The sequence below is a fragment of the Niabella hirudinis genome (assembly GCF_051201075.1).
Lineage (GTDB): Bacteria > Bacteroidota > Bacteroidia > Chitinophagales > Chitinophagaceae > Niabella > Niabella hirudinis.
This window is the reverse complement of record NZ_JBPEHJ010000007.1, coordinates 67,348-80,585: the sequence shown is the minus strand read 5'-3', so window position 1 is coordinate 80,585 and position 13,238 is coordinate 67,348. Positions and strand designations below refer to the sequence as shown.

Genomic DNA, 13,238 nt, shown 5'->3' with positions numbered 1-13,238 from the left:
TTACAATCTAAGTATCACACCCCGAAATCATGCTTCCGCAGTCATTTTAAAGATACCCTGAACCAATCAGGTGCGGCAAGTTAAGAAATATGTTCCCGGCGTTGCAGGTGCATCGTGTTTATAATACCAGGCACGCCGGTACAAAGACAAGTATTGTTTCTACCGGGGCGCTTCAAACAGGAACCATTGCTGGCTTTTGGCAGGAATGGTCACTGTTAACCGCGCCCGGGTTCCATCCAAAACCAGGCTTTTGCGCAACCCGTCATTTTCACTGATAACCGCCCGGTGCTTTAAGCCCGTATAGTACAGATCAATCTCAATATCCCGGGTAATGGGCTCCTCCAGCGGGTTATAGATCATGAGCAATCCCTTCTCCTTCCCGGCGGGATCCACATGCAATAATGCGTCATAGTCTTTACCATCCGCCCGGCGGATATGGATGATATCGCCATCCAGCACCGCGCGGTGCTTTTTATAAAAACCCACCCATTTTTTAACGAGGTTACGGGTTTGGGGACTATCATACAACCGGGGACCGCGGTAACAGGCCTGCACGCCGGCGCCAAAGAGGTTGGCCAGCCGCTGCCCGTAATGCGGCAGATGATCCTTCAGGGGTTCAATGGTTGCAGCGGCTCCGCCACCATGGTATTGTACAAGGGGTACAAACATCCATCCCATGGAGGGTGTTTTTTCCCAGGTACCATCATAAATATTCTGCCGTTCGATGATCTCCTGGTATTCCCGCGCAAGCGACCAGTTCGTTTCACGATAGCCCATACCAGTCTTGGAACTGCCATTCAGAAAATACCAATCGGGTACATTGAGGTAAATGCCCTTTCCCCGGCACCAGCGATAAAAATCCCGGATTTCCGTAAACTGCTTCCATTGGGAGTCCTCCAGCCCCTTGTGCCCGGGATGCGTGGTCGAGGCACAAATATCTCCCGGATAGGAACCATCATGCTCAAACACGCCCTGTCCTGTATAGGCATAGTAGCCATACAGTTTTTTAAAGTATTCCTGCCCCCATGCGCTCTGCAAACAGGGCGATTTGCTGAATTTGGGCTTCAAATCGGGGGTGGGCATTACCACATCCGTCTGAGCATCTATGGATCTGCTGGCCAGCAGGGAGTAACCGCCCAATACAATATTTTTGGAGCGGGCATAGTCTTCCAGTTTTTTCATCCGCTCAAGATTTGCAGCGGACGTATCCTCAAGATTTGCGCCACTCCCAAAAGTCATGATCACCATTTCAAATCCCACATCGGCGCATTGATCAATGGCCTCTTTAACCGCTTTATCCTCTGCGCTGCTTACATGCATCAGCATTGGGTTTTCGGTAATCCATGGTGCAATGGTTCTGTATAGTTTGCGTTGGGCCAGGCCGCGTCTTTCCCTGTCGGACCCATCCCATAACAGCTCCCAAAGCCGTATCCCTTCAAAAGAGCCGGAGGGCCCCAGCTCCTGGCCGATCCCTGCTTCTGGTTTACACACCAGCACCGTTGGATTTTTTAACGCATAATTCACCTGCGTGGTATAAGAAGGATCCGGCTGCCAGGAAACCACCTGTGCATTTGCCTTTGCCGTCATGCCGCCAAACGCATAGTCGGTTTCCGTAAAAACGGGAGGCAATTTCCAGGCTTCTCCCGATGCTTCGCTTTCGACCTCCGCCATGGCCAGGTGCTCGCTTTTTACATTGTTGATCACGATCTCCCTGGGGCCGTTATTTTTAATGCTTACCCATTTACTCATCAGCGGCAACCCATCGTACAATTCGTAGTGCACATTTACTTCCAGGTCCAAAAGATAATCGGGCCGCGCCTGCTGCTCACGGGGCGCGCCTAAAAGCAATACCTCATCGATCTTGCTGCGGCCAATGGCTCCTTTGTTATCGTTTTGCCGGCTGCCGCCTTTAGCGTCTGTTTTTCCAATACGGATGGCAGCCGGAGCAGCCTTCAGCGGCAGCTCCAGGGCATCGGTATAAACGGTACCATCATCGGATCTGCTGCAAACCATTTTATCCCGCAGCAATAGAATCCTGATCCAAACATCCTTTCCAGGGTTATAAGCGGTCCAGGAAAGCCCCCGGTCATCATGGTTAATAGTGATCCGCTTCCCTGATGGCTGGATGTTGATCTTACTGGTGCTGCCATCAACGAATAACAAACCCACACCCGGGCCATAGTTATTGTAGGGGCTTTTATTACCCATACCATCGGTTCCGCTGTTCAGTTTGCAGATCAGCACCTGCGTTCCCGCGGGTATGTCCCGTTCTGCATACACCAATGCATTGGTTGGCGCCAGTATTTCACCGGCCTTTCCTTCATTGTTGAACCGGGCATCTGTTCCCTCGCTTACTACCTTCCATTGAGGCTGCACTTGCAGGAAATCATCTTTAAAAAGAACCGTTCGCTCCCTATCAGAAGCATTCGCATTAAACAGGTTCCGGACCAGGGTGGCATCGGCTTTATAGGTAAAGGTGAGCTCCATACCCGGCGGAGGCCAGGGCCGTTCCTTCGGCATCCAGGAGGTTCTGCGGTTCCATTCAAAGCGCGCGCGTATCGGGTTCGTTTTATACGAGACAAGCCGCATAGCCAGCGGATCCTGTTTAAGCTGTGGTATCCATTTATGCAGCAGGTAATTTCCGATAGGCTGGCCGGTTAGTCCGCCCACTTTTATTTCCTGTCCGTTGATCCATACCACAGCTTCCGGTCCAACCGCCCGTACCAACGATTCGTTTGTGACCAGGTTGTCGAGGCCAATAGTAGCGCCGTTCGGGCCTATGGTAAACAACCGGGTCATAAGGCCGTTGCTGAATGCCAGCTGACCGTCCGTTGTTTTATAAACCGCCGCTTTTTGCCGCACCGGTTTAATAAGCCAGTCGCCCTCCCTGTTGCGTACTTTTGTTTTCTCGTACAAGGGGAGGCCGCCGCTACTGATCTTTTGTCCCTGCACCCAATAAGCATTACAGCAGCAGGCAACCAGTAAACAATATACAACCTTCATTGATGGTTTCGTTTTATTTAGGAAACGGTATTGAATCGTTAAGCAATCCTATTTCTTAATGAGCCTTAACTTAATGTTTTTTGTTGTTTGCTGCAAATTGTTTAACTGCCAAAATACAAACAGGCACTGAGTATAGATTATACATCGTTCCGGATATACGCTTACTGAAGGGGGTCAAAACTGCCTGCATCCCAACCACTGGTTTGCTGCAGCTTTTTATTTTTTTCCAGGTGCGTGGTCGGAATGGCGTAAAAATAGTATTCCGGCTTATAGTTGATCGTGTTCAGCTGGTCAAGATCCACTACAGCATCTGTAAAGTAAGTATTATAACTGGTATTAAGATTTACGGTGCCGGCCGCATACGCTGCTTCAAACTGCGCCTTTGTAAGGGGCGCTTTTAATGTAACGGTGATCCCCTGACGCCGGGTGCCGTTCATAGCCGCGCCATATAACCTTCTTCTTCTGAGATCCTGCATACGCTTGCCTTCAAAAGCAAACTCGATTCTCCTTTCGAAAAGAATAGCGGCCCTCATTTCAGCCCTGGACATATTGGCTTTTAAACCATACATATTATCGGCGCCTGCGGTGATACCCGCTCTCTGGCGGATCTGTTTTAAAACCGCATAGGCTTCATCGGTATTCCCTACCTCATTGGAAGCCTCTGCATAGTTCATCAATACTTCGGCAAAACGGATCTCGATCCAGTCGGTTCCGCTGGTGGTTGATTCCAGCGGGCTCAATGCTGTGTTGATCGCTTTTTTTGAATAGAAGCCGGTACCGGTGCCCCCGGTTTGCTGACTGCCCTGGAAGGTCCATTGAATACGGCTGCTCTTGTTAGAAAGGGCCCAGGGATCTCCATTATATGCAATGGTTGCTTCAAAACGCGGATCCCGGTTAAGCCAGTATGCATCCGGATTATAGCCGGAGGCCGGATCGGTAATGGGCAAACCATTTTTCATCGGAAAGGCACGGGCAATCGACAGGGAGGGCTGATCGCCACCGGTGCAGTTCAGCGCCTCATCCAGGGGCCTTACACAGGCATCCCGGTTTTGGGTACGTCCGGGGTTGGAGAACCGGGTAACCAGAACGGCTTCCTTGTTATTATCCCCTTCCGTAAACCATAGATTGCCAAACTCGGGCATCAAGGATTTACCCGCTGCAATAAGGGAATCCTTTGCCTGCTTATTAGCGGTAAAGGCATCCTGCCAGCGATTGGCCGCCGTTTGAGCCGGGTCAAACTGCTCCGAGGCATAATGCAACAGTACCCGTCCCTTAAATGCCAGAACGGCCCCTGCCGTAATACGACCGGCATCTGTTGCGCTCCAGGATTTTGGGCATAAGACGGATGCGGTATCAAGGTCCTTCAGGATCTGCTGTATGCACTCAGAGGTTTTATTGCGCGGCACTTCCAGCTCCTGTGCCGAAACGCGCGGCTGCGGTGAAAGCAGCAGGGGTACTCCTCCATACCTTGTTACCAGCTGAAAATACTGCCAGGCCCTTAAAAAATGCAATTGTCCTTTAATTAAGTTCTTATCTGCATCGCTGTAGGTAGCATCGCGAAGGATCTGAAGCAGGTTATTGACATTCCTGATATTGGTATAGGGGGTCGTCCAGTAATCGACCGAATTGGTTGTCAGCTGCCCGTACATGGTTGCAGTGGCGCCGCCCGCTTCATCCGTTTGATTGGAGATGTTCAATACATCGGCGCTCCAGGTGGGCATGATGGCAACATAAAGGTTGTTTAAGTTAGCGGTGGCAATACTTGCATCCGTGTAGAGCAGTTCCTGCGGAATAGCGCTCAGATCGCGTTTATCCAGCACCCGCGTGCATCCAATGATGATGATGATGAACAGCATTACCGCTACCGGCAGGGAAATGAGCCATTTCTTAAATATATTTTTCTTCATAAAAAGATATTATCAGTTTTTAATAAAGATCATGTGAGTCCTACAGGGATGCATTTACACCAAACGTAAAATTCCGGTTGATGGGGTATCCCTGCAATATGCCTTCCGGATCATACCACTTGGTTTTGTCTTTGAACAGGAAGAGATTGGAACCGTTAAAAAACAGTTTCACGCTTTGCAGGCCAATGCTCTTTATGGCTTTAGCAGGCAGCGCCCACCCGATATTAGCATTCTTGAGTCTTATAAAGGAGGCATTATCCAGCCAGAAGGTGGACGTGTTGCCGGCGCCGCCACTGGTGTTCAGCGGGTAGTTGCCATCGGGATTCTCCGGCGACCAGTAATCCCTCCAGAATCCAAAGTTGGTAGATTCATGCGTAATGAACAGGGCGGTAGTAGACCGAACCCTGTAATAGCTGCTCACCCCCTGGATAAAAATATCAAATGACAGTGACCGCCAGGTGGCTCCCAGCGTAAGCCCGTAACTGGCCGGAGGAGCATTATATTTTGCAATAAACTCCTGGTCGTTTCCATCAATCCTGCCATCAGGACTATCGGATGTAGCGCCCCGTATATCTTTAAAATTCAGCATACCCAGTCTTGGCGTAGCGCCATTGATGGTATACCCGGCCGGCAAGGCATCCAGCTCTGCCTGTGTTTTAATAACCCCGGTAGCAATATAGCCCATGATGCCGCCAACAGGGCGCCCCAGCTGCGATTGGTAGGGCCTTATATTAGCCGCCTGGTCAATAAGCACCTGCTTATTGGTGGCATAAGCATAGTTAACGGATGCCGAAAAGTTCAGATCACCCGTTAAATTTGTCCGGTACCCCAGGTCAAATTCGTACCCGTGTGATTCCAGGATCCCGTAGTTCTCCAGCGGCAGTATGCCTCCAAAAGTTGTAGGGATACTCTGGATCCTGTTGCCCAGGATATCCGTTCTCCTGTTTTTAAAATAGTTGGCGGTAAGCGATAGCTTATTATTGAGCATGGTTGCATCGATCCCCAGATCAATGGATCTTTTTTTAGCCCAGGTGATATTGGGGTTGGGTAAAGTGCCAATGACAACGCCATTGGTAACGCCGCCAAAAATAGCGCCGGATGCTTTATAGTAATACTGATCCCACTGCAATTCCGTCCGCACACTGCCATCGGGCCTGATCCGCGGCTCTTCTCCGGTAAGCCCCAGGCTTGCCCTTAGCTTCAGATCATTAACAAATGGAACATTGTCTTTAAAGAAGCGCTCATCACTGATCCTCCAGCCTGCCGATAAGGATGGAAAAAAGGCATAGCGGTTTGAGGGAATAAAGTACCGGGAGCCTTCGTACCGGAAGGCCGCTTCCATCAAATATTTACCCGCATAGTTGTAGCCAATACGACCCAGGGCCGCCAGGCGGCCTTCCTGGAATTCGCCGCCGTTTACCGAATAAAAATTAGGGTCGTTGCCCGCCAGCGAGATCTGGTCCAGGTCGCGCGAGATCACGTTCTGGTTCTGTGCAAAGAAGTTATGGTTAAAGGTTTCACTCTGCTCATACCCGGCCATCACCGCTAAATTATGCTGCCCAAAGCTCCGGTCATAATTCATGTATAAATTAAGCTGGTAAAAATTACCATTTACATAGTTTTCGTTTACCCAGTTTCCGTCATTCCGCTGAAAGGTTTTGCTAAGATCCAGCTGATCAGTCAGCAAATGATTCCGGGAGCCTGTGGGCTGAAAAACGTAAAGATTGTAGGGAAGGTTCAGCTGCTTGCGAAAATCGTTCCGGCTGTAAGTAGCAAAAGCCCCCCTTAATTTTAATCCGGTTACAAATGGCACTTTGTAGGTGGCATCTACCAGGATCTCGTTGTTCGAAAATTTCTTCCTGTTATATCCCGTATGGCCGTTAACCACTTCTCCCGGGTGCCATTTTAAAAAATTGCCCACCGGGTATGCAACACCATTTACAGTGATATAATCGGGGCCCATGCCTCCTCTTATCAGCAAACCCCGGTAAAAATCCACCATATCGTCCCCGTCATTATCATATCGCCAGAACGGCTTCAGATCTTTCCTGATATCGGAGCTAAGGTTTAACGTAACGGTAAGGTTCTTTGCAATCTCCGCATCAACCCGGGCCCTTACATTGTACTTCTGGTAGTCGATATTATCAAAAGTACCCGTACCCTTGTAATAAGAGCCGCTTAAAAAATAGCTCATTTTCTCACTCCCCCCAGAAATATTCAGCGTATTTCTTAATTCTGTCGGGTCTTTGTAATATTGTTTTACCATATTAACAGAATGGGTCTTCCAATATTCCAGTTCATCATCTCCCGCAAACAGGCTATTGGTTTGGTAGCTGGTGGGTTGTGTTAACTTAAGGTTGTCATTTACAATTTTCCCCTGTTCGTAGGCCGTAAGCACATCGGGTATCTTTGTGGGATGATCAAGACTGTAACTGGATATAAAATTAATTTTGGGGGCGCCTTTAGCTCCTTTTTTGGTGGTAACCAGGATGACCCCATTTGCACCCCTTACGCCATATACCGATGCAGCAGCGCCGTCTTTTAAGACAGAGATATTTTCAACCTCCGATGCATCCAAACCATCAAATGCAAACTGGTCAACAATTAACCCGTCTATTACAAATAACGGAGGCTGCGCCGGTCCAAAACCATCGTAGGCCCGCACCCTTATACTGGATGACCTTCCCGGTTTGCCGCCCGACTGGGTAACGAACAGGCCCGGCAAGCGGCCGGCAAGCGACTGCGATAAGGTGGCCACGGGTATTTCGGCTACTTTTCCGGCGCTCAGCGAACTTACACTTTGTAATAAATTGCGCTTTACATTGGAGCCATAACCTACCACCACCACTTCATCCAGTTTCTTTTCAATTGCCTTCAGAATAATGGCTCCATCCCCGATCTCGCTTACGCGCACTTCAAGTGTTTCGTAATTGATATCGGAGATCACCAGCACTGCGGCATCATTGGCCACATCTATGGTAAAGTTTCCCAGTTCATTGGTCATGGTGCCGTTATCCGTGCCTTTTTCCGTAATGCTTACTCCTGCCAACGGTTCGCCTTTATCATTCTTAACGGAACCGGTAACCATACGCCGGGGAGGCTGTACCATACCAAGGGCATCCGTTTTCTCTTCCATGATAACCACCTCGTTATTCTCCAGCAGCTTCCAGTTCAATGCAGCATCCTTCAGTACCTTTAACATTACATCGTTTAAGGAGGCGTTCACCACATTGATCGAAATAAATTCTTTGGAGGGTATCAGATCATTGCTGTAAAAGAACCGGTAGTCCGATTGCTTTTCAATTTTCTTCAGTACTTCAGCTAATGAAATGTTCTCTTCTTTTAAATTCAGCACCCGCTGTCCGTAATTGGTAGCGGAAACCTGTAAAGCGAGCACCAGAAATATTGCGGACAACTTCATAATCAATACAATTTCTTTCAAGCAGCGGCTATTGCCTGCTTTACGGCAAACACAATTTTGCATACATTTGTTTTGAGTTTACAGAATACATGCCTTCAAGCGCCAACTTTAGGGCATCTTTACTTAGAGTGGGAATGTTACTGCATTCCCCTTTTTTTTGAACTGTTGTAGATTTACCCGCCCATGGTTTTATTTTTTATGGTGAAGAATCGTTATTCGATAAAGATCTGGTCCTTATTTTGCTGATAATGGAAGTCTTTGGCAAGCATCAATATTTCCAGTATGTGGTTTAGATCCGAGTCTTCGAACACGCCGGTATACCGATACCGTTTTGCAACCGGGGACTTAAAGATTATTTTTACTCCAAAAACCCGTTCAAGCTCTGATGTAATATCTTCCAGCGGTTTGTCTACAAAAACCAGCCGTCCTTTTGTCCAGGAGGTTTCTGCAATCAGGCTGTCTTTTTTTATTATTGGTTGAATTTGTACCGGATCAGCATTACGTAGCTCCGCATTTTTGTATACCAGTTTTTGGCCGGGTTCCAGTACAAAACTTTCGCTGCCCTTTTTATAGAGACGGATCGCTACTTTTCCACGGATCAGTGCCGTTTCAAAGGTTCCATCCGCAAAACTGCGTACATTAAATGCCGTACCCAGCACTTTTATTTCACCCTCCGGGGTATGAATGATAAACGGGCGTTTTGCATCGGATGCAATATCAAAAAAGGCTTCACCCTCCAACCGCACCTCGCGTAATTTCCCCTTAAAGGTTTGCGAATAGCTTAATTTACTATTGGCATTCAACAGTACTGTAGAGCCATCCGGCAGCTTAACGGCGGAACGGGAGCCATTGGTAGTAGCTATTTCATTGGGCATACCTGCTCCCGTCCTTCCTTTAAAATAAAAAAATGCAGCGCACCCAACAATCAACAGGACTGCTGTCGCTGCAATATATTTGAGGTAAGGCGACATGGTTCCGGCGCGCGCTGCGCGTAAAGACGGCTGCGCTGCGCTGCCGGGCCCGCTTTCGGATAATTGCAGCTTTACCGCGTGCACGGCATAGGCCTGTTCCGCCTTTGTAATCTTTGCGATGTTAACCGGCTCAGGTTTCAGAAGCTGGTCATGAAGAAACCGGTACCCGGGATGCAGCTCCAGGATCGTATCTATTGCTGCCAGTTCCTCCGAAGTAGCATCTCCTGAAAGCTTCAATGCCAGCAAGCGATATAACTTATATTCCAGCGGATTCTTCATTGTCTCTTTAATAAAGACAACAAAAAAAAGCGGCACCGTGAAGGGGCTGTTATTTTTTTTTCAACAGGTAACCATCCAGGGCGACTTTTAATTTTTTAAGGGCCAGCCGCATATGTGTTTCAAGGGTGTTTTGGGACAAGCCTAATACCGCTCCGGTTTCCTGATAGGAAAGCCCTTCTTCTTTAATAAGCCGGAATACCTGCTGGCATTGGCGGGGAAGCGATTGTACGGCATTTTCGATAAGGCCCGAAAGTTCGGAAGCTATCAGGGGCTGGTCGGCCTCCCCGGGGTCCGCTATGCCTCCGCCGGCATCGGCCTCCAGTACGAAGCCATCCTGCCGGCGTTTTTTTGCATAATTGTAAGCGGTGTTCCGGACGGCTGTAAGCAGGTAAATTTTGAGGGCTTCTACATGGGCCAGCCTGTTTTCCATCGTCCAGATGCGGGTCATCACATCAGAAACGATCTCTTCTGCCAAAATATCCTGGTTTATAATGCCCAGCGCCAGCTGATACAGCTTTGGATGAAAATGCAAAAAGAGTTCCTTATATGCAACAGGATCCCTTGCATACGCTACCCTATTTTGCAGATATAACAGGTGCGCTTTTTCCACTTTAAACAGCTCCCTTTTTGGATGAATATAGTAAAAAAACAGGGGATTAAAACTCGCATCTCTATTATTTATGATGCCTCAAAATAATAGCTCACTGTTCCAAACGGCAATATCATCTGATCACTCCCTGTTTCGGATCCGGGTCGTTCATTTGCCAGGCATTTATATAACTTTTTTGCGCTCTTGTTCATCCATTGCAATTTAATATGCTCCGGCTTATCAGAAACAGAACGAAGCCGGAGTATCATCCCCTTTCCGTCATCGCTTTGTTTCAACATTGTCACAAACACCTTTGGGTTATTAATGTTGACCCAGCTATTGGTAACCGGGCTTTGGCCGACTTCCACAGCTATCAGCGGCCTGTTTGCCTCCATCCCGAAACGATTTGCCGCCGCCGGATCGAAGGGGCCATGTGGAAAAATGCGGTAATGTAAATCGATGACACCTCCCTGCTCCAAAGGAAAGTTGGTATACCAATGATTATTTAAAGCCCATGAAAACAGAGTTTGCGTTGGGGAAATAAATTTCAGCCATTTGCTTTTAAACCCATCGCCGGGAATATTAGCAGTCAGGTTTCCAAACTCAATTAAGGGGGATTCAATAGCTGTCCAGGTTACACCGGTATTATTGTTTGAAATATCTACCCAATGCTGAAAGGCCAGCCAGTTGCGGTTTGCACCCGGGAGCTGATCAAATTCCGGCGTCATAACACCCCAGGGTATGTCCATGCGTGTAGTACCACCAGGGATATTAAAAGCAAAACCGAAATGGATCCCTTCTTTAACGCGTGTCCTTATTTTATCAAACGAATTGGCGATATACACCAGGGGCTGGCCCCCTACCAGTTTAATTTCCCGGGTTAACCAATTGCATCCCGGCGCATTGGATTCAATTAATATGGAAGCTACCAACGGCCCGTTTTCCAGAACTTTTAATTGAATATCTGAAGGCGCTGAGGCACGACCAGATGTATCTGCACCCAACAAATAACGGTAATCATTTAAACCATTACCAGACTTTTTATTCGCATATTCCTGGTTTGTTTGAAGATTGCGGAGGCTGGTAATATTTCCGCTCTGAGGATCTATTGCAACAGATATTATACCATTTGACAGTGTATTTTTGTTTATAATGCATCCTTTTAAAGCCCCGGGTTTTCCTTTTTCAAGCGTATACATGGCAGCGCCCAGCGCCGGGATCTTTTTTGCCAAAAACACCAGTTCTCCTGTTGACAGCCTTTGTGATGGGGTTTCGCTGCCCTGTTCATTTAACACTTTATCACCGTAAAGGCTTTGCTCTTTCGTAAGTGTAATCAACCCATCCCTTGGCCATGAGAGTGTATTAAAAACAGCTATTTTATTACTCCCCGGTTTGCATATCGGCTTAAACGTTTCCGTTAAAAGTGCTTCACTGGTTTTAAGTGAATTTTCAAAATAAGAGGCCTTGGTATCTTCAATTTGCTTTGCCTTAGCTGCAGCCGGGTCCGAATACCCCCAGGTATGCTCTACCCCCAACAAACAGTAGCGCCAGGCATCATCAATTTGCGTTTTGGGGCGTGCCTTCCGGTAGTTAAGCATTGACCAGGCTGTTTCCATCTGCACGATATTTTCTGTAGCCCGCCGGTGCATCCCCACCCTGCGGGCATCGGACCCCAGTCCATCCGTCCAGTACTCCGTATAATCGCCTTTTACCTCTGGAATAACCGCACTATACCTGTCCTCAAAATCATTCAATATCTTTTGAGCTCCTGCTATTACCAGTTTTGGGTAAGCGTATTTTTCATTCCACAAACGAACGGCATCCGGCAGATCGGCATCAATTAAGGTATTATCAGCCAACGACCAGGTCATCACATAAATATCATAGGGTGATTGCTGAGCCTCCAGCCTGGCCGTTTCATTAAAAATAAAGGGGTCTATAAAATTTGCAGACGGATCTTTTGTGGTTATCCTGTCCATTCCCGGCACCCGTCCCTGTATTTGAGCCAGGTTGAGCTTTGAGCCTTTTAAATTATATCCATATCCATAAGGGTATGCCTGGTAAAATAAAATCTTTGACTTTCCATCGGGTGCTATCCAATAAAATGGTTTATGCTCCCAGGTTTCCCTTATAGAGCCTATACGGCCCACATGATTGGGAAAACTGAAAAAGCCGCGAATCCCGTTTTGAAACGCGGCTTGTGTTATACCCCATGCAGCACCGGGGACATCCATCTGCACCATTGTTTTGATCGGCACTCCGGTAATCTTTTGAATTTCACTGGATGTATGAAATAGCCGGAGCAGTTCTTCATCTGAACAGGCGCTGGTGTTCACATTGCCAAAGCTACCATCAAGACATATCCAGCCTCTTCTTACCGCTTCAATAAAATTCTTTTTTTTCTGCGGCGTAGCGGTTTTTAAATAATTTTCCGTTACCCAGCTTGCTTCGGGGTTCCATACAAACCTGGATCCGGCCGGATAATTTTGAGTTTTTCTTGCAAGATCAATCGCCACATCAATATTTCTTAAATGGAGTTGCTTCACAAACTCCTGCGTTTCTGTATATCCTATATCAACATGAGAATGGGGGTAGATATAAACAGTCCATTTACGTTTAGCCGGCACCATTATGGATTGCTGCAGGAGGTTTGACGAAGTGATAACAGAAATACGCGCCTGGCACATTTTACTAACGCCTGCGTCCCCGGGCAAAAGAACGGTTATTTCTTCTACCCCATTGGGATCATTAACCCTGGTTTCCTCAACAACGGCATTACATGCTACTTTAATAGTTGCCGGTCCATAAAGTTTTGATTCTTTAAATAAAAGCGTTACCGCCCGGCCGGGTTTCCCATCCGATCGATGTTTATAAAAAGGCTGCACCCTGCATTCAAATGACAGCGGGGTCTTTGATGTTTGGGCTGCAAGGCTCCCGCTTATCAGCACACCATATATGGTCAATAGCCATGATACATACCGCGTCATTTTTCTTAACGCCACTTTACCTGTGTCAACTTCTAAATAACTCATTCTATAAATTTTAAACCGCTCTTTCAGACCCCTTTC

General features: G+C 47.6%; 6 protein-coding genes. All 6 read right to left on the bottom strand.

Going from position 1 to position 13,238, the window contains the following annotated elements; genetic code table 11:
• Nucleotides 1-159: 159 nt before the first annotated feature.
• Complete coding sequence (locus tag GGU45_RS14465; protein WP_435225865.1) at nucleotides 160-3,003, bottom strand: hypothetical protein; 2,844 nt, start codon at nucleotides 3,001-3,003, stop codon at nucleotides 160-162.
• A 161-nt stretch (nucleotides 3,004-3,164) separates the two neighbouring features.
• A complete protein-coding gene (locus tag GGU45_RS14460) occupies nucleotides 3,165-4,910 on the bottom strand; it encodes a RagB/SusD family nutrient uptake outer membrane protein (RefSeq protein WP_435225864.1) in 1,746 nt (581 codons plus the stop codon).
• 40 nt (nucleotides 4,911-4,950) lie between these two features.
• Nucleotides 4,951-8,331, bottom strand: a complete 3,381-nt coding sequence (locus GGU45_RS14455; RefSeq protein ID WP_435225862.1) for a SusC/RagA family TonB-linked outer membrane protein — start codon at nucleotides 8,329-8,331, stop codon at nucleotides 4,951-4,953.
• A 212-nt stretch (nucleotides 8,332-8,543) separates the two neighbouring features.
• On the bottom strand, nucleotides 8,544-9,581 hold the full coding sequence (locus GGU45_RS14450; RefSeq protein ID WP_435225860.1) for a FecR family protein: 1,038 nt from the start codon (nucleotides 9,579-9,581) through the stop codon (nucleotides 8,544-8,546).
• A 49-nt stretch (nucleotides 9,582-9,630) separates the two neighbouring features.
• Nucleotides 9,631-10,191 (bottom strand): sigma-70 family RNA polymerase sigma factor, encoded by a 561-nt coding sequence (locus GGU45_RS14445; RefSeq protein ID WP_435225859.1) that lies wholly within the window; start codon nucleotides 10,189-10,191, stop codon nucleotides 9,631-9,633.
• Nucleotides 10,192-10,259: 68 nt separating this feature from the next.
• A complete protein-coding gene (locus GGU45_RS14440) occupies nucleotides 10,260-13,202 on the bottom strand; it encodes a glycoside hydrolase family 38 N-terminal domain-containing protein (RefSeq protein ID WP_435225858.1) in 2,943 nt (980 codons plus the stop codon).
• Between the last annotated feature and the right edge of the window lie 36 nt (nucleotides 13,203-13,238).

Bases quoted from the DNA above. Each gene is read 5' to 3' on its own strand.
- GGU45_RS14440 (WP_435225858.1), bottom strand. From the start codon at position 13,202: ATGAGTTATTTAGAAGTTGACACAGGTAAAGTGGCGTTAAGAAAAATG.
- GGU45_RS14450 (WP_435225860.1), bottom strand. From the start codon at position 9,581: ATGAAGAATCCGCTGGAATATAAGTTATATCGCTTGCTGGCATTGAAG.
- GGU45_RS14455 (WP_435225862.1), bottom strand. From the start codon at position 8,331: ATGAAGTTGTCCGCAATATTTCTGGTGCTCGCTTTACAGGTTTCCGCT.
- GGU45_RS14460 (WP_435225864.1), bottom strand. From the start codon at position 4,910: ATGAAGAAAAATATATTTAAGAAATGGCTCATTTCCCTGCCGGTAGCG.
- GGU45_RS14465 (WP_435225865.1), bottom strand. From the start codon at position 3,003: ATGAAGGTTGTATATTGTTTACTGGTTGCCTGCTGCTGTAATGCTTAT.